The following is a 23,583-nucleotide window of genomic DNA, read 5'->3' as shown; positions in this document are numbered from 1 at the left end:
CAGTTCTTCGTCACGGGTTGACGGGACGCGAATCTGGGTATTTCGGTCAGTTCGCGTCGACCGCGGTCTTCACCAGCGGGACCATCATCTCCTGCGTCATCTTGATCGGCCCGGTGTAGTTGACCAGCGTCGGGACGTTGTTCACGACTTCGGCGGCCGCCAGCGTCGCGGTCTTGTTCTGGTCGGTGTAGTAGATGGCGCCCTCGCCGAGCCCGGCGACGTCCTTCGCGTTCGACTTCGCCTTCTTCAGCGCCGCGATCATCTCGGCGGACTTGATCTTGTTGCCCTCGAAACGGGTCACGGCGAGCGCGCCGAGCTCCTTGCCGTTCGCGGAGTAGACGCAGCTCCTGGCCTTGCCGCCGTTGGCGGCGTTGTCCTGGACCGGGCCCGGCGCCGAAGTCACGCCCTGGATGTTGATCGCCTTCGAGACGGCCTCAGCGGGCACCAGCGCGCACGGCTCCTTCGCACCGGCGCCACCGGTGGGAGCGGCCGAGGAACTCGGCGCGGCGGAGGAAGCGGGCGCCTGGCTCGACGGCTTGGCGGCGTTGTCCGTCTTCTCCCCGGACGAGCAGGCGGAAAGGGTCGCGATGACAGCGGCGAACAGGATGATCGCCCGTGAAATACGCATGGACCCGACGATAGTCCGAATGGCTCAGTCGACCGGGGCCCGGTACCGCCGGAACGACGGGATCAGCAGCGCCGCGCCGATGACCAGCACGATGACCAGGACCCCGCCGCCCGAGGCCGCGGCGGCCGTGCCGACACCGGCGGCGGCCCAGCCGTGGGTGAGGTCGGCGATCCGCGGGCCGCCCGCGACGACGACGGTGAACACGCCCTGCAGCCGTCCGCGCATCTCGTCGGTGGTGGCGACCTGCAGGATCGACATCCGGTAGATCGCGCTGACCATGTCGGCGGCTCCGGCGAGCGCCATGAAGAAGACGGCGAGCCAGAGCGAGTTCGCGAGCCCGAACCCGGCGACGGCGGCGCCCCAGACACAGACCGAGACGATCACGCCGACGCCCTGTTTTTTGATCCTGGTCAGCCAGCCGGAGAAGAGGCCGATCAGCATCGCGCCCGCCGGGAGCGCGGCGTACAGCCAGCCCAGTGCCGGGCCGCCGCCGGGCGGGTCGCCGAAGGTGCGCTCCGCCATCTCCGGGATCAACGCGCGCGGCATGCCGGCGACCATCGCGATGATGTCGACGAGGAAGGACGCCAGCAGGATCTTCTGCGTCGCCAGGTACTTGAAGCCGTCGATGATGTCGCGGATCCCGGCCCGGCGCGTGATCTCGCCGAGCGGCGGGATCGGGGGCAGCTTCCAGACGGCGATGAGGGTCAAGGTCAACGCGACGACATCGATCAGGTAGAGCGTCGAAAGGCCGATGACCGGGATCAGCGAACCGGCGAGCAACGGGCCGAAGACCGCGCCGAAGGTGGACATCGTGCTGCTCAGCGCGGTCGCGGACGCGATCAGGCTGTCCGGCACCAGCCGGGCGACGACGGCGCTGCGGGTCGGCATGTTGACCGCGAAGAACGCCTGGTTGACCGCGAGCAGGGCCAGGACGAGCCAGACGGAGCCGATGTTCAGGAACGCCTGGAGCCACAGGACCGCCGAGGTGACCGTGACGCCGACGTTGGTGACGAGCAGGAGTTTGCGGCGGTCGACGGCGTCCGCGATGGCGCCGCCCCAGAGGCCGAAGACGAGCAGCGGGATCAGGGCGACCAGGCCGGTCAGGCCGACGTACGCCGACGAACCGGTGAGGTCGAAGACCTGTTTGGGGACCGCGACGGCGGTGAGCTGGCTGCCGACGGCGGTGACCGCGGTGGACAGCCAGAGGCGGCGGAACGCGGGGATCTTGAGTGGCCGGGTGTCCACGACGATCGAGCCGAACAGTTTGCGGACACCCTTGCGCTGCTCAACCCCCACGTCGTCACTCACAACCCGACAGCTTAGCCGCGCTAACTAACCACCCGCGCGCGATTTAAGTCACCCAGTGGCCGGTCTCCCGGGAGCGCGCCAGCGCGACGGGGAGACTTCACCGCCGCGCGCCCTCTTTCGGGCCGAAGGCCCACGAAAACGCGATGAAGGGGCGCCCTCCGCACCCAACTCGAGCTGGATACGGCCCGGGCGCCCCTTCGGCGCGCTTTTCGTCAGCGCGCTGGCCAAAATTACGGCGCTACGCGCTCGATCTGCCAGCCGTCGTCGGTGCGGACGTAGCGGAGCCGGTCGTGCATGCGGTCCTCGCGTCCCTGCCAGAACTCGACGATGTCGGGCCGGATGCGCCAGCCGCCCCAGTGCGGCGGGAACGGGATGTTCTCGACGTCGGCGAAGCGACGCTCGATGCCGTGAAGCGCGGTCTCGAGGGCGCGGCGGCCGGCGACGACGCGGGACTGCGGCGAGGCCCAGGCTCCGAGCTGCGAGCCTCGCGGCCGGGAGGCCCAGTACTCGGCGGTCTCGGTGACGTTGACCTTCTCCACCTCGCCGCGCACGTGGACCTGACGCTGCAGGGCGTACCAGGGGAAGGTGATCGACGCGTAGCGCGTCGCGGTGAGGTCGTGGCTCTTGGTCGAGGTGTAGTTCGTGTAGAACACGACGCCGCGTTCGTCGAGGCCCTTGCACAGGACGGTCCGGGAGGACGGCCTGCCCTCCGGGTCCGCCGTGGCGAGCACCATCGCGTTCGGTTCGGCGACCCCGGCGGAGACGGCCTGGTTCAGCCAGTCCTGTAGCTGGGTGGTCCAGGTCTCCGCCAGCGCGGACTCGTCGAAGGCGGCCCCTTCGTAGGCCACCCGCATTCCGGGCAGGCGTACGACGGCGTCGTCACCACCGACAGCGCCATCCTTGATCTCCGGCATCATCCGCCAAACCTCCGTACCCGGTCGGGGCATCTGTGACTTCGGCTTTGCCGCCGACGGTATTGCCTAGAAGGCGGCGGCGAAACCCACTGAACGGTGACACCCGCCACCCCTGCCCGATCATCTGTGTGTAACCGCTGGACCGCAAGCCGTTACCTCCCGGTTACCTTCCGGTCCCTGATCGATACAGGCCGGACCTCCGCGATCGGACGCCGGACGGCGCTTTGTTCCGGATCGTCCCGGCGGCCCGCGGAATCGCGCTCGTCGTCGAAATGCCGGGCCCGCTCGCCTTTGCCCGGCACGGGAATTGCCTGGACAGACCCTGTCGGCACAGATCGACAAGGAATCGTCGGCCGACGATCCGGACTTCGCGTTCCCTTTTCTTTGCCATCCATTCCCGCGCTCGTCGGCAATTCTTTCCACCATTCACGTCCGGCGTAGCGCGGCGCCCGGCGCAGCCCTCGGCTAATTCTGTCGTTTGACAGAAATTACCGGACGGGGAAACCTCCGCGACACATCTCCGCAAGATGTGCCAGAAGGCCGGCTCCGGGACGGCAATTCGTCCCGAAACCGGCCTTCGCTTCTCCTGTTTCGCTGTCAGTTCGTGACAGTGAACTCCGCGCGGACAATCCAGCCCCAGCAGTCGTACGACGCCGTGTACCGGCCCGGCACCGTCCCGACAGGACCGTCGCCCCGCAACGCGACACCGATGCCGCCGGTGCCACCGTCCCCCACCACCCGCAAGGGAATCGGCGCGGCGAGGCCGCCCGCGTCGAGGGTCGTCGCGAGCTCGCCCGCCCCGGACGGGCGCAGGCAGTAGATGTCCGCGGTGACCGTCCCACCTGCGACAACGGTGTTCGGGCTCAAGACCAGACTGGACGGTCTGGTCGCGTTCGCCTGTCCCGCTCCGGCCAAGGTGGACACGAGCGCCGCCCCCGCGACGCACAACGCGGCCGAACGAAATTTCATCCTCTGCTCCCTCCCCGAAGACGGGCGACGTTTTCACCCGCCACCCGATGGACGTACACCCGGCCACCCGGGGTTGCCCACCGGGCGAGAGTCCACCCCTTGGGGCGAACGGCTGGATTTAGCAGAATGTGACAGCAAATCAGGCAAGAGCTGACGATCACACTAGGTAGACCTTGCGCCACTCGATAGGATCGCCGCCGAGAGCAACGGGGTGATCACCTCTATCCAGTGTGTTCAGAGGTTTGGATGGGACGGCCGGGTGTGCGGCTGATCCGTCCGCTATTGCCGGCCGGGCTTCCGTGAGGGAGTTCGACACCGGTCGATCACTCCTGCGCTCGAACCACCGGAACTTTCCACGCCCGAGTTACTCCCCTTCCCCAGGAGTGCGTTGTGATTTCCCGTTCCCGCCGTCTCATGACGGCGTTGTTGTGCGCCCTTTCGCTCGCCGGCGTGACCGCCCTTTCGGCTTGTTCCGACAGCACGGCCGCCTCCGGCACCAAGGTCACCATCGGTTACAGCGCCTGGCCGGGCTGGTTCCCGTGGGCGGTGGCGCAGGAGAAGGGGCTCTTCGAAAAGAACGGCGTGACCGTCGACCTGAAGTGGTTCGACAGCTACACCGAGAGCATCAACGCACTCTCTTCGGGCGCGATCGACGCGAACAGCCAGACCCTCAACGACACCCTCGCCTCCGTCAGCGGTGGCGCGAAGCTGTCGGTGGTCCTGGTCAACGACAACTCGACCGGCAACGACAAGATCATCGCCCGCGAGGGGATCACCGGCATCGCCGACCTCAAGGGCAAGAAGGTCGCCGTCGAGCAGGGCACCGTCGACCACTACCTCCTGCTGCTGGCGCTGCAGGAAGCGAAACTGACCGAAAAGGACATCCAGCTGGTCCCGCTGCTGACCGACGCCGCCGCGGCCGCGTTCGTCGGCGGGCAGGTCGACGCCGTCGCCGCGTTCGCCCCGTTCACCACGACGGCGCTGCAGCGCCCCGGCAGCCGCGCGATCGGGACGTCCGCCGAGTTCCCCGGCGCCATCCCCGACCACCTCGTCGTCTCCGAGCAGATGTCGAAGGAGCGCAAGAAGGAGGTCCAGGCGCTGGTGGACACCTGGTTCCAGACGATCGACTGGATCAAGCAGAACCGGGACGAGGCCGTGCGGATCATGGCCAAACGCGGCGCCGTGACGATCGACGAGTACAAGACCTACGACGCGGGCACCACGATCTTCACCAAGCAGCAGAACCTCGACGCGTTCACCCCAGGTGTCACCCCCGCCCACCTGAACTTCCAGGCGGGCAAGATCGCCGACTTCATCATCTCCAACGGACTCGCCCAGAACCGTCCCAACTTCGACGGGCTCTTCGACGACCAGTACGTCAAGGCGGTGAAGTGAGCACCACGGACGCGGCGAAGCAGGCCTCTCAGCGGACGGACGCCGCTGACGAGGCCGAAGCGCGGCGTCTCGACGACGAGCAACGGCTCGCCGAAGCGCAGGAAGACCGTCGCCGGGGCGGCGCGCGGCCGGACTGGTCGCCGCTGCCCCGCCGGGCTGGCCTCAAGCCGAACGCCTCCCCGCTGTTCTCGCTCCGGACACCGATCTCCGCGCGCTGGCGGTGGACGCTGGCGGTGGCCTCGTTCGCGATCCCGCTGCTGATCTGGGTGACGCTGAACGCGCTGGGCACCATCAAGCCGACGTTCCTGCCGACGCCGGTCGCGGTGTTCGACGCGCTGCTGAAGATGATCGAGTCCGGTGAACTGTTCAGCGACCTCTGGGCCACCACCCAGCGCGTGCTGCTCGGCTTCGGGCTGGCGGTGATCGTCTCGGTGCCGCTCGGCATCGTGATGGGGACGTTCAACGCGGGACTGGCGCTGTTCGAACCGGTCATCGCGATGCTGCGCTACCTGCCGGCGAGCGCGTTCATCCCGCTGCTGATGATCTGGCTCGGCCTCGGCGAACCGTCGAAGGTCGCGGTCCTGTTCCTCGGCACGGTCTTCTTCAACACGCTGATGACCGCCGACGCCGTCCGCGGGGTGCCGCGTTCGCTGATCGACGTGTCCTACACGCTCGGCGCGCGGCGCGGTGAGGTCCTGCGCAAGGTGATCGTCCCGCACGCGCTGCCCGGCATGATCGACGCGACCCGCGTCAACGCCGCGGCCGCGTGGAACTTCGTGGTGGTCGCCGAACTGATCAACGCCACCGCCGGGCTCGGCCTGCGGATCATGCGGGCGCAGCGGTTCACCCAGACCGACCGGATCTTCGCGCTGCTGATCGTGATCGGCCTGCTCGGACTGGTCATCGACATCGCGCTGCGGCTCCTGCGGGCCAGGGTCGGGAAGTGGGCCGCATGACGCTCCAGCTGAAGGCCGTCGCCAAGGACTACACCGTCCGAGGCAAGACCACCCGGGCACTCGACGGGATCGACCTCGACATCGCGCGCGGCGACTTCGTCTGCGTGGTCGGCGCGAGCGGGTCCGGCAAGTCGACGCTGCTCTCGCTGATCGCCGGGCTGGCCGAACCGTCCGATGGGCTCATCACCCTCGACGGCGACGCCGTGACCGGCCCCGGCCCGGATCGCGGGCTGGTGTTCCAGCACGGCGCGCTGTACCCGTGGCGCACGGTCGAGAGCAATGTCGCGTTCGGACTCGAACTGCTGAGCATCGACAAGGCCGAACGCGCGCGCCGGGTCGACTGGTATCTCGAAGAGACCGGGCTCGCCCACCTGCGGAAGTCGTTGCCCAAGCAGCTTTCCGGCGGGCAGAAGCAGCGGGTCGCGATCGCGCGGGCACTGGCGGGCGAACCCGACGTCCTGCTGTTGGACGAACCTTTCGGCGCGCTGGACGTCCAGACCAAAGAGGACATGCAGGTCCTGATCCGCCGGATCTGGACCGACACCGGCACCACCGTGCTGATGGTGACCCACGACGTCGAAGAGGCCGTGTTCCTCGCAAGGCGCGTCGTGGTGCTGGCCTCTGATCCGGGCCGGGTGGCCGCCGACATAGTGGTCGACCTGCCCGAAGACCGCGAGCTCGCGGTCAAACGCGCGCCGGAGTTCGTCGCGCTGCGCGCGTCCATCGAAGACCTCGTCCGGGAACAGCACCGCGGACATCTCGGGCGGAGCCGAGAAGAAAGGTGATCATGAGGCACGGGAAGACCCGGCCGGAACGCACCTCGCGTTCCGGATTGCTCGGCAGACTCGGCATCCGGGGCAAGCTCAACCTGCTCCTGATGCTGCCGCTGACCGCCGTGGTCCTGGTGTCGGTGCCTTACGTCGCCGGTGAAGTCGACGACGCCCGGTCCGCCCGCACCACCGCCGACGTCGCGTCTCAGGCCCGTGCCCTCGGCACACTGGCCTGGGAACTGCAGCGGGAAAGGCTGCTGACGGCGCACTACATCGCGTCGTCGTCGGCGAGCAGTTCGGCGATGCTGAAGCAGCAGGGTGTCGTCGCGGACACGGTGAACCGGGTGCGCGCACAGCTGCCCGCCGACGCGCCGGAAGAGCTCGCGGCGGCGCTGGTGCGGATCGGCTCGCTGAACGAGATCCGGGAGAACGCGCTCCGGCGCGGTGCCTCGCTGGACAGCGTGGCGCGGACGTACCACGCGGTGATCGACTCGGTCATCAACTCGCTCCGCCTCGTCCCGCAGCAGACGAGTGACGCGGAAGGCACCCGGCAGCTGACCGCGCTCGACGCGCTGCTGCGCGCGAACGAGGAGAACTCGTTGCGCGGTATGGCGTTGATCATCGTGCTGGTCACCCCCGAGTCCGGTGAGCCGGTGCTGGACGACGCGAAACAGCAGTCTTCGCTGTTCCTCGAACGGTTCGTGCAGCAGGCCGACGTCACCCAGGCCACGCAGGTCGTCGCGGTCGAACAGGGCGAGACGGGCCGCCGGGTCGACGCGCTGGAAGTCAGGATCTCGGAAGCCCGCGGCCCCCAGGCCGTGCAGAACCTGCTGCCGGACATCCTCGGCGCCGTCGACGCCCAGTCGAATCAGCGGCGGCTCGCCCAGGACGCGGTCACCACCGGCATCACCGACACCGCGACCGCGCGTGCGGACGCCGCGCAGAACCTGGCGTGGACGATCGGTATCGGCGCCGGTGTGCTGTTCCTGCTGGTCGGTGGTCTCGCGATCGCGGTCAGCCGGTCGATCGCGGATCCGCTGCGGAAGCTGACCACGGCGGCGACGTCGGTCGCGGACCTCGCGAGTACCGAACTGGTCCGGGTCACCGACACCGAGCAGGCCGAAGAGCTCGCGCCGCGGCTCGCCACCATCGACGTGTCCTCCCAGGACGAACTCGGCAAGCTGGCCGAGGCGTTCAACCGGGTGCAGGCCACCGCGGCCGAGCTGGTGGAACGGCAGGCCGTCACGCGGCGCAACGTCGGCCTCATGTTCGCCAACGTCGCGAAGCGGACGCAGAACCTGGTGGGCAGGCAGCTGGCGCTGGTCGACGAACTGGAGCGCAACGAGCAGGACGTCGCGCTGCTGGCGAGCCTCTACCGGCTCGACCACCTCTCCACCCGGCTGCGCCGGAACGCGGACAACCTCCTCGTCGTTTCGGGAAACCGGGACGAGGCAAGGATTTCCGGGCCGATCGAGCTTTCGACGGCGCTGCGTTCGGCACTCGCGGAGATCGAGGACTACCAGCGGGTCCGGCTCGGTTCGATGGGCGACGTCCTGCTGTCGTCGCCGTTCGGTTCGGATCTGGTGCTGATCTTCGCCGAGCTGCTGGAGAACGCGACGTCGTTCTCCCCGCCGGAGTCCTTTGTGGACGTCGGCACGAAGATCCTGCCCGACGGCTCCTGCCTGATCGTGATCAGGGACCAGGGCATCGGCATGACCGGCGAACGGCTCGCCGAGGAGAACCGGCGGCTGGTCGAACGCGAACGGCTCGAACTGGCGCCGACCAGTGTGCTCGGGCTGTTCGTGGTCGGGCGGCTCGCGCGGCGGTACGGGCTCAAGGTCGAGCTGACCGAGACCGAGCCGGGGGCGGGGATCACCGCGCGGATCGCCGTCCCGCCGAATCTGCTGACCTACCGGGCGCCCGTGCCGAAGTCCGTCCCGGCGCCGCCGGCGTGGCCGACGGTGGAACCGGGCGACGAGCCCGATCCGCCTCGGCCGCAGCTCCAGTCCCGGCCCCAGCCGCGGGAAAAGGAGCCCGCGGGCGAGCCGCCGATGCTGGCGATCGCCGGGATGATGCCGCGCGACGGCGGGCCTCCCAAGGACTTCCGGTGGTTCCGCAAGACCGACCGGGCGATTCCGGAGCCGATGCCGATGCCTGAACCCACGCCACTTCCCGCGCCCCGTCCCGTCTCCCTGCCCGAGCCGGTGACCGCGTTCGAAGCTCCCAAGCCGACCCTGACCGCCGATTCCGGGGAGACCCGCGGCGGGCTGCGGCGGCGGGTCAAGGGCGCGCAGCTTCCAGGCGCCCCCGACGCACCGTCGCGGCAGAAGTCCAGGCATGATCCAGAAGCGGCCAAAGCGGCCTTCGACGGGTTCGAAGCCGGACTCGCGAAGGCCACCACCGGACCCGGAGAAGCTCCGGTACCGCAGCAAGCACCACAGCCCCCGGTGAGCCCGCCGGCGGGCAACCCGATTCCGATGCCCATGCCGACCCCGACACCGGTGCCCGCCGCCTCCCGCGGCGGTCTCACCCGGCGGGTCCCCGGTGCCCAGCTGGCGCCGGGGCTGGCGAAAGGACCGGCCGCGCGACACCAGACCGCGCGGGCGGCACTGAACACCACCAAGCCCAAGGGCATGCGTGACCCCGAGGCCGAGCGTGCCGCGTTCGATGCCTTCAGTGACGGGTTGGAGAAAGCCGTCAACCCGGAGATGGAACAGAGAGAGAAGAGCAAGAGATGACGACCGGAGTCAGCGTCGAAGCCCGGAACTTCAACTGGTTGGTGACGCGCTTCGCACAGAACACGGCGAGCGCGATGGGCGCGATCGCCGTCTCGGCCGACGGTCTGCTGATCGCGATGTCGTCCGAGCTGGAACGCGCCAACGCCGATCGGCTGGCCGCGATCTGCTCGGCGATGCTCGGCCTGGCGCACGGTGTCTCCGAGAGCCACCCGCTCGGGTCACCCGACAAGATCATCATCGAGCTGGAACAGGGCTACCTGCTGGTCTGCACGATCAGCATCGGCTGTTCGCTCGGTGTGCTCGCCACCAAGCAGGCCAGCCTCGGCACGATCGCCTACGAGATGGCGATGTTCGCCAACCGGGCCACCGAAGTACTCACCCCCGCGCTGATCGAGGAACTGAAGAAGAGCGTCGGCAGCTGAACTGACGAGGGGACAAGGGAATGAGCGACGATCAGGTACCTCAGCCGAGAGGTGCCGAACAGGGCATCTCACCGCTGCGCCCGTATCTGCTCACCGCCGGCCGCGCACAGCCGGTGGACGGAACGCTCGAAATCGAGGCACAGGTGCTCACGAGCAGGCTCGGCGCGGCGTCGCAGGCGAGGCTGACCTTCGAACGACGGGAGATCGTTTCCCTTTGCCGGGAAACGAAATCCGTCGCCGAAGTGGCGGCGATGCTCGGCCTGCACATCGGCGTGGCCAGGGTGCTCGTGGCGGATCTCGCCGCGCTCGGCTACGTCGTGCTGCGCCGCCCCGCCGGAGCCTTCACCCAGGACCTCGGCATGATCGAAAGGGTCATTCGTGGACTCGAAGCAATTCGCTGAACCGGTGGCGGCCAAGCCGCCGACACCGGTCAAGATCGTCATCGCCGGCGGGTTCGGGGTCGGCAAGACGACCACCGTCGGCGCGATCTCGGAGATCAAACCGCTGACCACCGAGGCCGCCATGACCTCGGCCGGCGCGGCCGTCGACGGGCCAGGCGGGGAGGTACCGTCGAAGACGACCACCACGGTGGCGCTGGACTTCGGCTGCCTCACCATCGACAACGAGGTGAAGCTGTACCTCTTCGGCACGCCGGGCCAGGACCGGTTCGGGTTCATGTGGCACGACCTGGTACTCGGCGCGCTGGGCGCGCTCGTCATCGTCGACACCCGGCGGCTCGACGACTGCTATCCGGCCGTCGACTACTTCGAGAAGGCCGGTTTGCCTTTCGTGGTCGGGGTGAACGTGTTCGACGGCTCCCTCAAGCACGACCTCGAAGACGTGCGCTGGGCACTCGCGGTGAGCGAGGACGTCCCGCTGATCACGTTCGACGCGCGGCAGCGCCTTTCGGTGCGGGACGCGCTGCTGGCGGTGCTGCACAACACCTACCGGCGGGCTTCCGCCGCTTCCTGAGGCGGCTCCAAGTGTCATGAAAGGGTCGTTCCTGACGTTTTTCGTCAGGAACGACCCTTTCATGACATCCGGCGGAGGTCAGGCGGGCCGGGTGATCGCGGCCAGCATCAGCGCGCGGAGTTCGGCGGCGACGTCGGCCACCGGCAGCGGTGGGGTGTGCGCCTGCCACTCGCGCAGGAGTCCGGTCGCCGCGCCGACGAGCGCGATCGCCGTGAGGTGGTAGTCGCGCTCCGGCGCCACGCCGTGCGCGGCGGCGTGCCGGGCCTCGGCTTCGATGAACGCGGCCCACCGGTCGACCCATTCCTGGTGCTGCGCCTCCAAAGCGGCGCTGACGCCGACCGCCTCGACGTAATTCAGCCGCGGCATCCGGGGATCCGAGGTCACCGTGCCGACGAAGACATCCAGCAGCGTCCCGATCCGGGTGACCGCGTCGGCGTCCTCCAGCCGTTCGAGGACGCCGGTGACGTGCTCCAGCGCGAGGGCGTTGATGCGCTCGTGCAGGGTCAGCAGCACCTTCTCCTTGCTCTCGAACTCTTCGTAGAAGTTCCGCGTCGAGACGCCGGCGCGGGTACACAACTCGGTGATCTTCGCCTGCCGGTAACCCGTCGAGGTGAACAGCTCCAGTGCCGCCAGAAGCAGGCGTTCACGCCGTTCGGCGCGCCGCTGCTCGGGTGCGACCCCGCCGTACGTGCGGGCCACTCGACCTCCCCCGATTCGGTACTAGGGATTGCCAGATGCTATCAACACCGCCTACATTGCGAAAATCTCAATTACCAAACTGGAGGCAACGGTGCTTCGGACAGTTCTGGTCTCAGCCCTCGCAGCCACCCTGATCGGCGCGCCCGCCGCGCAAGCCGCGCCGAGCGCGCCCGGGGACCTGGTCGACTACAAGCCGGTCGTCGCCACCGCCCCGGCGAAGGCCTGGAAACTCAACTACCGCTCCACCTCGGCCACCGGAAAGCCGAACACGGTGTCGGGCATCCTGCTGGTCCCGCCCACGCCGTGGACGAAGGGACCGCGTCCACTGGTCAGCTACGCCGTCGGCACGCATGGCCTCGGCGACCGCTGCGCGCCGTCGACCCGGCTGACGAACGGGTCCGAGAACGAAGTCCTCCTGATGAGCCAAGCGCTTTCGCGCGGCTGGGCGGTCGTCGTCACCGACTACGAAGGCCTCGGCACCCCGGGCACGCACACCTACGCCGTCGGTCAGTCCGAAGGCCGGGCCGTCCTCGACGCCGCCCGCGCCGCCTCCCGTGTTCCCGAAGCCGGGTTGTCGAAGACCGGTCCGGTGGGCGTTTTCGGCTACTCACAAGGAGGTCAGGCCGCGGCGTTCGCCGGCGAACTGCAGCCGTCCTACGCGCCCGACGTCAACCTGGTCGGTGTCGCGGAAGGCGGCGTCCCGGCCGATCTGAACGCGGTCCTGAAGTTCAACGACGGCGGACCGGCGTTCGGCCTGGTGCTCGGCGCCGCTGTCGGCTATGCGACCGCGTACCCGGAGCTGCCGTTCAACGACGTGCTCAACGCGAAGGGCGAGAAGGCCGTCGCGAAGGTCAAGGAAGCGTGCGTCGTCGAACTCGGCGCGGCAGCGCCTTTCGCGCGGCTCAACGACTTCACGACCGTGCCGAACGTTTCGTCCGACCCGCGCTGGCAGGCCCGCCTCGGCGAGAACCTGGCGGGCAAGACCAAACCGGGCGCGCCGGTCTACCTGTACCACGCGTCGCTGGACGAACTGATCCCGCTGTCGGTCGGCAAGGGCCTGCGCGACCGCTACCGCGCCCTCGGCGCCGACGTCACCTGGCAGGAGTTGCCGCTGCTGGAGCACATCGGCGGCGTCTCGGCGGGCGGCCCGGTCGCGATGACCTGGCTGGGCACCAAGTTCTGACGGGGAGTCGGTCCGTGAAGGCCTCCTTGCCTACCTTCAGGGTAGGGAAGGAGGCCTTCACGGACTTTCGAACACCTTGAGTGCGGTCACGGCGTCCGGCGCCAACGACGTCGTGAGTGTCCCACCGGCCGCCAGCGAAGTCCGCGACCACCACTCCCCGGACGCTTCCGGAACCGAAGGGCCACCGACGACCAGATCGGTCGCCAGCACCCGCCGCCCGGCCAGATGAGCGAGACTTGAGTCCAAAGTAGAGTCGCCGATCTCCAGCGTCTGCCGCAGCACGGGGACTTCACCCCGCGTCACATGCTGCGTGGTCACCAAAGACCCAGGCTGCTCGCCTGCCCGTCCGAGGACGAGCACCTCGCGCGTGTGCAGGTAAGCATCCTCCGCCAAGGAAGCCCGAAGCACGGCGGAGTGCCGGGCCCGAGCGGTCACGACGGTCGGCTCCGGCAGGTACTCCAGCGACCCGCCCGCCTCCACGACAACGTCCACTTCGGACACACTGCCTTCGCCGTGCAGGCCGGGGAGCGCGATGGTCGCCGCGACCCCGGAAAGCCGCAGCGAAGCACCGGCGCCGACGCGGATGGTCAGCTTCAGCTCGTCACCGCCCAGGGGCGAGGTCGCCGAGTTGACCAGGTGCACGACCGCCGTCACACCGGTGCCCCGTTTGGGAAGGAGCGTGAGCGGCGCCATCGAGCGCAGCTCACGCAGTACGGTCCGGCCGCCCTCGAAACGGGCGGTCAGCCGCGCGTGCGCCTTCACCCCGCGGTGACCGGGAGCAGCGAGCGGACCCAGTCCGCGACAGCGGGCGCGTTCGGGGTGTCCACAAGGGACTGCGTGATCACCGGCAGCTCGCCCCGCATCCGGTGCGCGTCCGAGGTCATCACGTCCATGTCCGCGCCGACCAGATGCGCGATGTCGATCTTGTTGATCACCAGCAGATCCGCCGTCGTCACCCCCGGCCCGCCCTTGCGCGGCACCTTGTCGCCACCGGCGACGTCGACCACGAAGACCTGACTGTCGGCGAGGCCCCGGCTGAACACCGCGGTGAGGTTGTCGCCGCCGCTTTCGATGATCACCAGGTCCAGCCCCGGGAAACGCTCCTCCAGCAGCTCGACGGCGTCGAGGTTCGCGGTGATGTCGTCGCGGATGGCGGTGTGCGGGCACGCGCCTGTCTGCACGGCCTCGATCCGCTCCGGGTCGAGCACCCCGGCCTTGCGCAGGAAGTCCGCGTCCTCGGTGGTGTAGATGTCGTTGGTGACGACGGCGAGGTTCACCTCGTCGCCGAGCGCCCGGCACAGCGCCGCGGTGAGCGCGGTCTTCCCGCTGCCCACCGGGCCGCCGATGCCGATCCGGTACGCGCGGCCCGCGGTCGGCGCCGGATCGTAGTGATCGGGTTCGGCGGCCGTCGGGTCGAAGTTGACCGGGTGGACGTGCCCGTGGCCATGTCCTTTGCTGTCACTGCCGTGCTCAACTGGCAAAGAGACGCACCTCTTCCTTGTGGTGCCGGGCGTGTGCCTCGGCGAACAGATCGAGCGCCGGAGAGCCCGGCGCCGGGAGTTCCGCCGGGTCGTCCCCCGCGACCGCGGCCGCGTGCAGGGAGACTTCCCGGACCTCTGAAGAAAGCCTGGCCACGACGGCGTTGACGGCGAACGGGTCGAGCCCGAGCAGCCGCACCGCCGCGCTCGCCGGACCGCTGATCGCCAGGTATGCGACAGCCATCGCCGCATCGAAGGGCACCCCGATCAGCGCGCCGACGATCACCGGATGGTGCGGACGCGGAGTTTCCTTCAGCAGCTGGGAAAGTACGGGCGACGGCCACGCCGCCTTGCCCGCCCTCGCCGTCCCGCGCCCTTGCGCGCGGGACGCCTCCCGCTGCGCGAGCGACGGTGTCCTGGCGTCGAGTTCGAGATCGAGCCGCCGCCAATGTCCACTTCGGACTCCCCGGGCGGCAGCGTGTGCCGACGCCGCGGCGAACACGGCGGCCAGCGAACCCGTCGTGCGCAGACGCCCGGAGAGGAACCCGGGCAGGTCACGTTCGTGCGTGATCAGCTTGCGGGTGACGGCCTCTTCGAGCCCGCCGGAATGGACGTGCCCACCCCCGGGGAACCGGGAGTCGGCGAGGATGAGCGCGGCTGGGTTAATCAAAAGAGGAAGTACCTTTGCGCCATGGGCAGTTCCGTCACCGGCTGCGGTTCGATCAGCTCGCCGTCGACGTGCACGGCGAAACTGTCCGGCTCCACGCGGATGTCCGGCGTGGCGTCGTTGAGCACCATGTCGGCCTTGCCGCGGGAGCGGGTGTTCGAGATCGGCACGAGCTTCCGCGCGATGCCGAACCGTTCCGCCACCCCGTTTTCCAGGGCTTCCGATGCCACGAAGTGGAAGCTGCTCGCGGCGGCGACCGCCGGGGTGGCGCCGAACATCGGCCGCGCCAGTACCGGTTGCGGCGTCGGGATGGACGCGTTCGCGTCGCCCATCGCCGCCCAGGCCGGAAATCCGCCCTTGAGCACGACATGCGGCCGGACCCCGAAGAACTTCGGTTCCCACAGCACGAGATCCGCGAGTTTCCCGATTTCCACCGAGCCGATCTCGCGCTCCATCCCGTGCGCGATCGCGGGGTTGATGGTGTATTTGGCGACATAGCGACGAGCCCGCAGATTGTCGGCGGCGCCGTCGCCGGGCAACGCGCCGCGCCGCCGCTTCATCACGTGCGCGGTCTGCCAGGTCCGGATGATGACCTCGCCGATCCGGCCCATCGCCTGCGAATCCGAGCTCATCATGGAAATCGCGCCGAGGTCGTGCAGGACGTCCTCGGCGGCGATGGTCGTCGGCCGGATCCGGCTTTCGGCGAACGCCAGGTCTTCGGGCACGGACGGGTTCAGGTGGTGGCAGACGACGAGCATGTCGAGATGCTCGTCGAGGGTGTTCGCGGTGTGCGGCCGCGTCGGGTTGGTCGACGACGGCAGGATGTTGGGCAGCCCGGCGACCTGGATGATGTCCGGCGCGTGCCCGCCGCCCGCGCCTTCGGTGTGGTACGCGTTGATCGAGCGGCCCCGGATGGCGTCCACAGTGGACTCCAGGAAGCCCGCCTCGTTCAGCGTGTCGGTGTGGATCGCCACCTGGACACCGGATTCGTCGGCCACGGTGAGGCAGGCGTCGATCGCGGCCGGGGTGCTGCCCCAGTCCTCGTGCAGTTTGAACCCGCCCGCGCCGGCGGCGAGCTGCTCGCGCAGCGCCTCGTGGCGGACGGTGTTCCCCTTGCCCAGCAACAGCACGTTGACCGGCTGGCCGTCCATCGCCTGCAGCATCCGGCCGAGGTTCCACGCGCCGGGCGTGACGGTGGTGGCCTTGCTGCCCTCGACCGGGCCGGTGCCACCGCCCACGAGGGTGGTGAGCCCGGACGCCAGCGCGGTGTCGGTCAGCTGCGGGCAGATGAAGTGGACGTGACAGTCGATCCCGCCCGCGGTCAGGATCTTTCCGTTGCCGGACAGCACTTCCGTCGACGGTCCGACGACCAGCGCCGGGTCGACCCCGTCCATCGTGTCCGGGTTGCCCGCCTTGCCGATGCCGACGATCCGGCCGTCGCGGACGCCGACGTCGGCCTTGACGATCCCCCAGTGGTCCAGGATCACCGCGCCGGTGATGATCAGGTCCGGTGCGCCTTCGGCCCGCGTCGCCATTCCCTGGCCCATGGATTCGCGGATCACCTTGCCGCCGCCGAACAGCACCTCGTCACCGCTGCCGGACGGCCCCATGCTGCGGTCCTCGGTGACCTCGATGAGCAGATCGGTGTCCGCGAGACGGATCCTGTCGCCGGTCGTCGGGCCGAACAGTTCTGCGTAGCGTTCACGATCGATCGACGACATCAGGACTCCTTGCGCAATCCGGGGACCGTGCGGTTCCCGGCCAGCGGGACGAGGTCGACTTCGCGTTCCACGCCCGGTTCGAAGCGCACCGAGGTTCCCGCGGGCACGTCGAGCCGATGCCCTCTCGCGGCCTCGCGGTCGAATTCGAGTCCGGGATTGACGGCCGCGAAATGGTAGTGCGAGCCGACCTGGACGGGCCGGTCGCCGAGGTTCCGCACGAGCAGCCGGACGCGCGGCCTGCCGGGGTTCAGTTCGACCGGTCCGTCTCCGGTGATGATCTCTCCTGGTCGCACTCGCGGCCTTCCTAGACGATCGGGTCGTGCACGGTGACGAGCTTCGTGCCGTCCGGGAAAGTGGCTTCGACCTGCACGGAATCGACCATCTCCGGGATGCCGTCCAGCACCTGCGCCCGCGAGAGGACCGTGCGCCCGCTCGCGACGAGTTCGCTCACCGTCCGGCCGTCGCGCGCGCCTTCGAGGACGTGATCGGTGATCAGCGCGACCGACTCGGGGTAGTTCAGCAGGACCCCGCGGTCCAGGCGTTTGCGAGCTACGTCCGCCGCGACGTGGATGAGCAGTTTGTCCCGCTCCTGGGGGCTCAAGTGCATGAGAAAGGTCTATCACCGGAATCCGTCCGGCGCCGGTTCCCGAAACACAGGATTTACCTCGGCGACCGGTACACGCAAAGTGAACGTCGCCGTAACTCTTCGCGTACGAAGGCCGTTTTCACTGAATCGTTCTCGTAATCGTGACCGAAAGCACCACATCTTTCGATTGCCCCTGGCCCCGACGTGGAGCAAAGTTTGTCCATCCGTGCGATGAGGCGCGCCTTCGCCGCGTATGTCCCGTCCACGCATGAACACAAAGCCGGGGAATGCGCATCGAAAGGTTTCACCACAGTGAGTGCCTCCACGATCAGCACCAATCAGCCGTCCGACCAGGTCGACGACGGTTTTCGACCGGGACTGGAAGGCGTCGTCGCCTTCCGGACCGAAATCGCCGAGCCCGACCGTGACGGTGGCGCGCTGCGCTATCGCGGTGTCGACATCGAGGACCTCGCCGGCAAGGTGACCTTCGGTGACGTCTGGGGCCTTCTCGTCGACAGCCGGTTCGGCCACGGGCTACCGCCCGCCGAACCGTTCCCACTGCCGGTGCACACCGGCGACGTCCGGGTCGACGTCCAGGCCGCGCTGGCCATGCTGGCCCCCATCTGGGGTTACCGGCCGCTGCTCGACATCAGCGACGAAGAGGCCCGTGACCAGCTGGCCCGCGCGTCGGTGATGGCGCTTTCCTACGTCGCGCAGTCCGCGCGCGGCATCGGGCAGCCCGCCGTCCCCCAGACCCGGGTCGACGAGGCGCGGTCGATCACCGAGCGGTTCATGGTCCGCTGGCGCGGCGAGCCCGACCCGGCCCACGTCAAGGCCATCGACGCCTACTGGGTCTCGGCCGCCGAGCACGGTCTCAACGCTTCGACCTTCACCGCCCGGGTCATCGCCTCGACCGGCGCCGACGTCGCCGCGGCGATGTCCGGTGCGATCGGCGCCATGTCCGGCCCGCTGCACGGCGGCGCGCCGGCTCGGGTGCTGCCGATGATCGAAGAGGTCGAGAAGACCGGCGACGCGGTGAGCCTGGTCAAGGGCATCCTGGACCGCAAGGAACGGATGATGGGCTTCGGGCACCGCGTGTACCGCGCGGAGGACCCGCGGGCGCGCGTCCTGCGCCGCACCTGCCAGGAGCTCGGCGCGGCCCGCTACGAGGCGGCCGCCGAGCTGGAGCAGGTGGCGCTGAAGGAGCTGCGCGAGCGGCGTCCGGACCACCCGATCGAGACCAATGTCGAGTTCTGGGCGGCCGTGATCCTGGACTTCGCCCAGGTGCCGCCGCACATGATGCCCGCGATGTTCAGCTCGGCGCGCACCGCCGGCTGGGCGGCGCACATCCTGGAGCAGAAGAAGACCGGGCGTCTCGTGCGTCCCTCGGCCAAGTACGTCGGGCCGGAGCCGCGTAAGCCGGAAGACGTCGAAGGCTGGGACCTGGTCACCAAGCAGGCCTAGCGCGTGAGATGAAGGGGCCTTTCATAGCAAATTTTGCTATGAAAGGCCCCTTCATTGCAGCTGCGGGACCGAAGAATCGTGGGCCGCGGTCGCCGAGAGCATGGCCGTCAGCTGGTCGACCAGCCAGCTGTCGAGAACCTCGCGCGGCACCGAGCGTTCCTGCAGCCAGCTCAGCAGGGCGCCCTCGACGACGGCGGTCCAGCAGCGCAAGGTCAGCAGCAGCATCGGCGACGGCTCCGGCACCACCAGCGCGCCGAGGATGAGCTCGACGGCACGGTTGCGGACCTCGTCGATCGCCGCGTCCGTCTCCGAGGTCGCGATCACCGAACCGCTGCGCAACAGCGCGACGTACCCAGCGCGGTAGTGGTCGGCGACGTCGATCAGCCCGCGGACGGCGGCCCGCAGCCGCGTTTCGGGCGGGCCTTCCTCCAGACCGGCAAGACCGTCGATGAGCCCTTCGGTGACCGTCTTCAACGCCTCGACCTGCAGTTCCCGCAGGCTCGAAAAGTACCGATAGAACAGCGGCCGCGAAACCTCGGCGCGGGCGATGATGTCGTCGACCGTGACGAGTTCGGGCGCGCGCGAGCCGAACAGGTCCAGCGCGGCGCGGATCAGGTCCTCGCGGCGCGCCTGGGGCGACATCCGGCGAGGCCGTCTGGCGGAGGTCACGGGGTGAGGTCCAGCTTCGCCGCGGCCCGCAGCAGGCCGGGGGTGAGCCGCGAGAGCACGAGCGCGGCCTTGGCCTCCGGTGTGGACGGCTGGATCGCCTTGTCCTTCTCGACCGCTCGCAGGATGTCGCGGGCGACCCCCTCCGGGCCGAAGCCGCGTTTCGCGTACAGCTTGCTGCTCGACTTCTGGCGCCGCTTCTGCTCGACGTCGTCGACGCCGACGAACCGGGTGGTGCTGGTGATGTTGGTGTTCACGATGCCGGGGCAGATCGCGGTCACGCCGATGTTCTCGGCGGCGAGCTCCGCGCGCAGGCACACGCTCAGGGTCAGCACGGCGGATTTCGTGGTGGCGTAGGCGGAAAGGATCTTCGACGGCAGGTACGCGGCGGCCGAGGCGACGTTGACGATCTGGCCGCCTTCGGCCCGCTCGCGCATCTGCTCGGCGAAGACGCGGCAGCCGTGGATGACGCCCCACAGGTTCACGTCGATGAGCCGTTCCCAGTCCTTGACCGTCGTGTCGAGGAACGGGCCGGACAGGCCGATCCCCGCGTTGTTGATGACGATGTCCGGGACGCCGAACTCTTCCTTGACCTGCTGGGCGAACTTCTCGACAGCTTCGGCGTCGGAGGAGTCCACTGTGTACTCGCCGACGGTGACACCCTTGTCCCGCAGGAGTTTCGCGGTGTCCGCGGCGGCCGAGCCGTTGATGTCGGTGATGACGAGGTCGGCACCCCTGTCCGCGAACGCGAGCGCCGTCGCGCGGCCGATCCCGCTGCCGGCACCGGTGATCAGGACGAGCTTGTGCGCGAATCCGCCCTCGCGGGCCTGCTTGAGCGCACGGCTCTCGCCACCGCCTTCGACGTGGTCGATCAGCTCGGCGGTGGCGCGGGCGATCACTTGAGGCTTCTCGCGGACCACCCAGTGCGTGCCGACGATCCGGCGGACACGGAGATCCGGCGCCCAGCGCTCGATCTCGGTCTGCAGCGGCGTGGTGACGAACTTGTCGCCGGTGGGCGCGAGCACCTGGACCGGGATTTCGGCACTGCGCGGCTTCGGCCGGGAGAGGCGGGTGAACATGTTGGCGCGGTAGAGGTTGAGCCCGTAAAGTCCGTCCGAAGTGGACGGTGCGGCGGCAGCCGGGTCCATCCGGCCGATCAGCGCGCCCATCGCCCCGGTGCGCCACAACAGCTGTGGGATCAGGGGGAGCTGGAAGCCGAGGATGTAGGTCGAGTGCGCCCACTGGACGAGCGCGTTCTTGAGCCGTTTCGGGCTCGGGCGCACCTGCGCGCGGAACCAGGCTCCCGCGTGGTCGAGACTCGGCCCGGAGATCGACGTGAACGACGCGAGCCGTCCGCGCAGCCTGTCCCCGGTGACCGAATGCCAGGTCTGGATGGAGCCCCAGTCATGCGCGAGGAGGTGGACCTTGCCCTCGGGCTGGACCTCGTCGACGACCGCGGCGAGGTCGTCGGACAGCTGGTCCAGCTTGTAGGACGCACGTCCCGAAAGCTTGTCCGAGCGGCCCGCGCCGCGGACGTCGTAGACGACGACCCGGTAGCGGCTCTCCAGCAGGGCGGCGACGCCGTCCCACATGGAGCCGTTGTCCGGGTAACCGTGGACGAGCACCACCGTGGGCGCGTCGTCGACACCGGTCACCCGGACCGAGAGGCGGACACCGTCGCTGGCCGTCACCCACGTATGAGACATAATGTCATGTTAGACAACCTGTCAATAAGGCCGCTTTTTCAGCAACGCGCGGCCGGCCGTCCACCCGGTGTCGATCACGAGGACGAAAGTCCAGATCCGGCCGAGGTTCAACAGCCAGTGACCACTCGAGTTCCAGTACCAGTCGGCGTCGTGCGCTCCGCCGAACAGAGCTTCGACGGGCCAGCTGTAACCGGCCATCGCCAGCGCCCCCTGCGCGAGGACGTACACCGCGACGTGGATCGCCCGGTTCCGGAGCGGGTTCGCGCGCTTGTTCGCCTCCGTCGTCACCGATTCGGCCCCTTGTGGACTCTCCTCGATCATGCCGGAAGCCGGGTTTTCCTTTTGTGACGCCGTTTTTCGTGGTTCCACGGGAAACTCCGCAACTCCGACACGCCGTACGGCACCACGAACCACGAACGATCCGAAGATCAAGAGCGCCGCCGCGCCGAAGCAGGCGACGCGCCAACCGGCGTCCGAGCCGTAGAGCTGCCCTGCCAGGAACGCCCCGATCGTCGCTCCGAGTAACGCCGCGCTCTCGTAGATCCCCATCGCCCGGCCGAGGCTCAACCCGGCCGCCTCCGCGACCACCGCCTGCTCCACCGGGATGGCCGCCGCGAACGCCGCCGCGGACAGGACCCACATGACCGCGAGCACCGCCGGACTCGGCGCGAAGGACAGGCCGGCGGCGAAGATCGCGCTCGCCAGCATCGCCAGCGAGAGCACCCGCGTCCGGCCGGCCCTGCGGACGAAGCCGTGGAGGTAGTCCGGCAGCAGGCTGTACACGATGAACCCGGGGATGAAGACGGCGGCGATCTCACCCAGTTGCAGCTGATGCCCGCGTTGGAGGTGCATCAGGAGCAACAGGGCGACCCCGGCCTCGGCCATCGCGGTCAACGCGACGAGCGCGAGCATCGGGCGCATCCGTTTGCCCAGTTGGAGAACCCGTGGCGCGCCTTCCTCGCGTACCGGCGCGGACCTCGCGCTCGGCAAGACCACCGCGGCCACCGCGCAGGCCGCGGCGCCGAGCCAGAACACGCCCCGGTAGTCGATCCAGGCGATCGCGGTCAGCGCGACCACGAACGCGATCCACGTGCCGCCGCCCTCGGCCGCGAACAGCTTGCCGAACGCGCCGTCGTCGCTCGCGAGCCCCTCCCCCACCCTGGCCCGCAACGCGACCCAGAAGAGCGCACCGCCCGCGCCGCCGAGAACCGCGGCCAGATACGCGACCCCGATGCCCGGCGTCACCGCGTAGACCACAAAGGACAGTCCATAGAGGACCGCACCGGCCCCCGCGATCCTTCCCCGGTCGAACCGGTCCGCGAGCGAGCCCGCGATCGGCCGGACCACGAACGACACCAACGTCTCCAACGCCGTCAGCGCCCCGACCTCGGCGGCCGACGCGCCGAGCTGGCTCCCCACCCACAGCGGCAGGAGGAAATCGAGGACCTCCGCCGGCCCCTTGGTCAGCGCGGCGGCGAGCCGGTTCTCCTCCGCACGCCGGTCTCGCACGACTTCGTCCACCCCGGCACCCCCTTTTTCGGATACGAACGTATTCTAAAGAGGGCGTGTGGACAAGGAGTCGACGGGTGACACGAGGCGCCGCCAGGATCGGGTCGTGAGTGCCTTGTGTCGTTCTAACGACACTTACCACTCACGAGGCCTGGACCTGCTCGGTTCCGGTCCTTCACGCGCAGCCTTCGTGACTGCGGGGGCGGGTGTGGCGATCCGCAAGTCCGCGAAGGGAGCTTTCCCCGCGTCCGATGCGGCGAAAGTCCCCTTCAGCCCCGCCCACCAAGCCGACCCGACCAGCGGAGAGGAAGATGCGGCCGTGCCGAAGATCGTGGACCGCGCCGAACGCCGCCGGGAGATCGCCGGCGCCCTCCTGCGCATCGTCGCGCGCGACGGCGTCGAGGCTGTGAGCGTGCGTTCGGTCGCCGCGGAAGCAGGCGTCTCCGGTGGCGCGGTGCAGAAGTACTTCTCCACCAAGGAGGACCTGTTCCGCTTCGCCCTCGACATGACGAGCGAGTTCCTGGAGCAGCGCTGGAACACCCTCGATCAGTCCGGGAACCTCCTGGACCTGCTGCTGCGACTGCTCGTCGAAGCGATGCCGCTCGACGAGCAGCGTCGCGCGGAGGTGATCGTCATCAACGCCTTCACCGCCCGCGCCGCCGTCCGGCCGCCGTGGGCCGAGTTCATCCGCACCGGCTACGACGAGCTGGCGCAGATCACGACGCAGTACGATGCTGTTGGTTTATTCGGGGTGGTGGCGTCTACGCTGGTCAGGGTCTTGTGATGATCGCGGATCTGTGGAGTGTGGCTGCTGATGTCGTTGAAGCCGGTG

24 protein-coding genes are annotated in these 23,583 nt (G+C 68.9%); 10 read left to right on the top strand and 14 right to left on the bottom strand.

What is annotated here, in order from left to right:
- Window positions 1-46: 46 nt before the first annotated feature.
- The 4 genes from ACFOSH_RS22695 to ACFOSH_RS22680 form a co-directional block, all read right to left on the bottom strand.
- Window positions 47-628 carry a DUF3558 domain-containing protein gene (locus tag ACFOSH_RS22695; RefSeq protein ID WP_378241041.1) on the bottom strand — a complete coding sequence of 194 codons (582 nt, stop codon included), beginning with the start codon at window positions 626-628 and terminating at the stop codon, window positions 47-49.
- A 24-nt stretch (window positions 629-652) separates the two neighbouring features.
- Window positions 653-1,936, bottom strand: a complete 1,284-nt coding sequence (locus ACFOSH_RS22690) for an MFS transporter (protein ID WP_378241040.1) — start codon at window positions 1,934-1,936, stop codon at window positions 653-655.
- Between the two features lie 230 nt (window positions 1,937-2,166).
- On the bottom strand, window positions 2,167-2,853 hold the full coding sequence (gene pdxH / locus ACFOSH_RS22685) for a pyridoxamine 5'-phosphate oxidase (protein ID WP_378241039.1): 687 nt from the start codon (window positions 2,851-2,853) through the stop codon (window positions 2,167-2,169).
- Window positions 2,854-3,447: 594 nt separating this feature from the next.
- Window positions 3,448-3,819 carry a hypothetical protein gene (locus ACFOSH_RS22680; protein ID WP_378241038.1) on the bottom strand — a complete coding sequence of 124 codons (372 nt, stop codon included), beginning with the start codon at window positions 3,817-3,819 and terminating at the stop codon, window positions 3,448-3,450.
- 390 nt (window positions 3,820-4,209) lie between these two features.
- Between ACFOSH_RS22680 and ACFOSH_RS22675 the strand changes: the two genes are divergently transcribed.
- From ACFOSH_RS22675 to ACFOSH_RS22645, 7 genes are read left to right on the top strand one after another with little or no spacing between them, the layout of a single operon-like run.
- Window positions 4,210-5,214, top strand: coding sequence for an ABC transporter substrate-binding protein (locus ACFOSH_RS22675; RefSeq protein WP_378241037.1), 1,005 nt, complete (start codon window positions 4,210-4,212; stop codon window positions 5,212-5,214).
- The gene (locus tag ACFOSH_RS22670) at window positions 5,211-6,170 is read left to right on the top strand and encodes an ABC transporter permease (protein WP_378241036.1); all 960 of its coding nucleotides are present in this window, start codon (window positions 5,211-5,213) and stop codon (window positions 6,168-6,170) included. Before ACFOSH_RS22675 ends, ACFOSH_RS22670 begins: the two co-directional genes overlap by 4 nt.
- Window positions 6,167-6,955, top strand: a complete 789-nt coding sequence (locus ACFOSH_RS22665; RefSeq protein ID WP_378241035.1) for an ABC transporter ATP-binding protein — start codon at window positions 6,167-6,169, stop codon at window positions 6,953-6,955. Before ACFOSH_RS22670 ends, ACFOSH_RS22665 begins: the two co-directional genes overlap by 4 nt.
- A gap of 2 nt (window positions 6,956-6,957) precedes the next feature.
- Window positions 6,958-9,678, top strand: a complete 2,721-nt coding sequence (locus ACFOSH_RS22660) for a sensor histidine kinase (protein WP_378241034.1) — start codon at window positions 6,958-6,960, stop codon at window positions 9,676-9,678.
- Window positions 9,675-10,100, top strand: a complete 426-nt coding sequence (locus ACFOSH_RS22655; protein ID WP_005156032.1) for a roadblock/LC7 domain-containing protein — start codon at window positions 9,675-9,677, stop codon at window positions 10,098-10,100. Before ACFOSH_RS22660 ends, ACFOSH_RS22655 begins: the two co-directional genes overlap by 4 nt.
- A gap of 20 nt (window positions 10,101-10,120) precedes the next feature.
- Window positions 10,121-10,501, top strand: a complete 381-nt coding sequence (locus tag ACFOSH_RS22650) for a DUF742 domain-containing protein (RefSeq protein WP_005156033.1) — start codon at window positions 10,121-10,123, stop codon at window positions 10,499-10,501.
- Window positions 10,479-11,072 (top strand): GTP-binding protein, encoded by a 594-nt coding sequence (locus ACFOSH_RS22645; RefSeq protein ID WP_378241033.1) that lies wholly within the window; start codon window positions 10,479-10,481, stop codon window positions 11,070-11,072. Before ACFOSH_RS22650 ends, ACFOSH_RS22645 begins: the two co-directional genes overlap by 23 nt.
- A gap of 78 nt (window positions 11,073-11,150) precedes the next feature.
- Here the strand turns inward: ACFOSH_RS22645 and ACFOSH_RS22640 are convergent, their stop codons facing one another.
- A complete protein-coding gene (locus ACFOSH_RS22640; protein ID WP_378241032.1) occupies window positions 11,151-11,771 on the bottom strand; it encodes a TetR/AcrR family transcriptional regulator in 621 nt (206 codons plus the stop codon).
- 91 nt (window positions 11,772-11,862) lie between these two features.
- On the opposite strand from ACFOSH_RS22640, the gene ACFOSH_RS22635 reads away from it, so the two are divergent.
- Window positions 11,863-12,954 carry a lipase family protein gene (locus ACFOSH_RS22635; RefSeq protein ID WP_378241031.1) on the top strand — a complete coding sequence of 364 codons (1,092 nt, stop codon included), beginning with the start codon at window positions 11,863-11,865 and terminating at the stop codon, window positions 12,952-12,954.
- 57 nt (window positions 12,955-13,011) lie between these two features.
- Here the strand turns inward: ACFOSH_RS22635 and ACFOSH_RS22630 are convergent, their stop codons facing one another.
- The 6 genes from ACFOSH_RS22630 to ACFOSH_RS22605 are packed head-to-tail and all read right to left on the bottom strand — an operon-like array spanning window position 13,012 to window position 17,427.
- A complete protein-coding gene (locus ACFOSH_RS22630; RefSeq protein WP_378241030.1) occupies window positions 13,012-13,716 on the bottom strand; it encodes an urease accessory protein UreD in 705 nt (234 codons plus the stop codon).
- Window positions 13,713-14,435, bottom strand: coding sequence for an urease accessory protein UreG (gene ureG / locus ACFOSH_RS22625; RefSeq protein WP_378241029.1), 723 nt, complete (start codon window positions 14,433-14,435; stop codon window positions 13,713-13,715). Before ureG ends, ACFOSH_RS22630 begins: the two co-directional genes overlap by 4 nt.
- A complete protein-coding gene (locus tag ACFOSH_RS22620) occupies window positions 14,425-15,099 on the bottom strand; it encodes an urease accessory protein UreF (RefSeq protein ID WP_378241086.1) in 675 nt (224 codons plus the stop codon). The genes ureG and ACFOSH_RS22620 overlap by 11 nt, the downstream gene beginning before the upstream one ends.
- Window positions 15,099-16,820 (bottom strand): urease subunit alpha, encoded by a 1,722-nt coding sequence (locus ACFOSH_RS22615; RefSeq protein ID WP_378241028.1) that lies wholly within the window; start codon window positions 16,818-16,820, stop codon window positions 15,099-15,101. The genes ACFOSH_RS22620 and ACFOSH_RS22615 overlap by 1 nt, the downstream gene beginning before the upstream one ends.
- Entirely contained in the window at window positions 16,820-17,113 is a 294-nt protein-coding gene (locus tag ACFOSH_RS22610) for an urease subunit beta (protein WP_378241027.1), read from the bottom strand. Before ACFOSH_RS22610 ends, ACFOSH_RS22615 begins: the two co-directional genes overlap by 1 nt.
- An 11-nt stretch (window positions 17,114-17,124) precedes the next feature.
- Window positions 17,125-17,427, bottom strand: a complete 303-nt coding sequence (locus tag ACFOSH_RS22605; protein WP_378241026.1) for an urease subunit gamma — start codon at window positions 17,425-17,427, stop codon at window positions 17,125-17,127.
- Between the two features lie 291 nt (window positions 17,428-17,718).
- On the opposite strand from ACFOSH_RS22605, the gene ACFOSH_RS22600 reads away from it, so the two are divergent.
- Window positions 17,719-18,870 (top strand): citrate synthase 2, encoded by a 1,152-nt coding sequence (locus tag ACFOSH_RS22600; RefSeq protein WP_378241025.1) that lies wholly within the window; start codon window positions 17,719-17,721, stop codon window positions 18,868-18,870.
- A gap of 51 nt (window positions 18,871-18,921) precedes the next feature.
- Here ACFOSH_RS22600 and ACFOSH_RS22595 read toward each other — a convergent pair whose 3' ends face one another.
- The 3 genes from ACFOSH_RS22595 to ACFOSH_RS22585 are packed head-to-tail and all read right to left on the bottom strand — an operon-like array spanning window position 18,922 to window position 22,763.
- Entirely contained in the window at window positions 18,922-19,512 is a 591-nt protein-coding gene (locus tag ACFOSH_RS22595) for a TetR/AcrR family transcriptional regulator (RefSeq protein ID WP_378241024.1), read from the bottom strand.
- A 23-nt stretch (window positions 19,513-19,535) separates the two neighbouring features.
- Entirely contained in the window at window positions 19,536-21,227 is a 1,692-nt protein-coding gene (locus ACFOSH_RS22590; RefSeq protein WP_378241085.1) for an SDR family oxidoreductase, read from the bottom strand.
- Between the two features lie 36 nt (window positions 21,228-21,263).
- On the bottom strand, window positions 21,264-22,763 hold the full coding sequence (locus tag ACFOSH_RS22585; RefSeq protein ID WP_378241023.1) for an MFS transporter: 1,500 nt from the start codon (window positions 22,761-22,763) through the stop codon (window positions 21,264-21,266).
- A 307-nt stretch (window positions 22,764-23,070) separates the two neighbouring features.
- Here ACFOSH_RS22585 and ACFOSH_RS22580 point away from each other — a divergent pair, with 307 nt between their 5' ends.
- Window positions 23,071-23,535: a TetR/AcrR family transcriptional regulator gene (locus ACFOSH_RS22580; RefSeq protein ID WP_378241022.1), complete on the top strand. Its 465-nt coding sequence runs from the start codon at window positions 23,071-23,073 to the stop codon at window positions 23,533-23,535.
- Window positions 23,536-23,583: the final 48 nt, after the last annotated feature.

The organism is Amycolatopsis speibonae (assembly GCF_042647925.1).
In the GTDB taxonomy this organism is placed as follows: Bacteria; Actinomycetota; Actinomycetes; order Mycobacteriales; family Pseudonocardiaceae; genus Amycolatopsis; species Amycolatopsis speibonae.
Note: the sequence above shows the minus strand (reverse complement) of the source record. Positions and strands in the feature narration are given on the sequence as shown.

What these genes read in the sequence shown, in the direction of transcription:
- ACFOSH_RS22695 (WP_378241041.1), bottom strand. Translation starts at nt 628, where the DNA reads ATGCGTATTTCACGGGCGATCATCCTGTTCGCCGCTGTCATCGCGACC.
- pdxH (WP_378241039.1), bottom strand. Translation starts at nt 2,853, where the DNA reads ATGATGCCGGAGATCAAGGATGGCGCTGTCGGTGGTGACGACGCCGTC.
- ACFOSH_RS22680 (WP_378241038.1), bottom strand. Translation starts at nt 3,819, where the DNA reads ATGAAATTTCGTTCGGCCGCGTTGTGCGTCGCGGGGGCGGCGCTCGTG.
- ACFOSH_RS22665 (WP_378241035.1), top strand. Translation starts at nt 6,167, where the DNA reads ATGACGCTCCAGCTGAAGGCCGTCGCCAAGGACTACACCGTCCGAGGC.
- ACFOSH_RS22660 (WP_378241034.1), top strand. Translation starts at nt 6,958, where the DNA reads ATGAGGCACGGGAAGACCCGGCCGGAACGCACCTCGCGTTCCGGATTG.
- ACFOSH_RS22655 (WP_005156032.1), top strand. Translation starts at nt 9,675, where the DNA reads ATGACGACCGGAGTCAGCGTCGAAGCCCGGAACTTCAACTGGTTGGTG.
- ACFOSH_RS22650 (WP_005156033.1), top strand. Translation starts at nt 10,121, where the DNA reads ATGAGCGACGATCAGGTACCTCAGCCGAGAGGTGCCGAACAGGGCATC.
- ACFOSH_RS22615 (WP_378241028.1), bottom strand. Translation starts at nt 16,820, where the DNA reads ATGTCGTCGATCGATCGTGAACGCTACGCAGAACTGTTCGGCCCGACG.
- ACFOSH_RS22605 (WP_378241026.1), bottom strand. Translation starts at nt 17,427, where the DNA reads ATGCACTTGAGCCCCCAGGAGCGGGACAAACTGCTCATCCACGTCGCG.
- ACFOSH_RS22595 (WP_378241024.1), bottom strand. Translation starts at nt 19,512, where the DNA reads ATGTCGCCCCAGGCGCGCCGCGAGGACCTGATCCGCGCCGCGCTGGAC.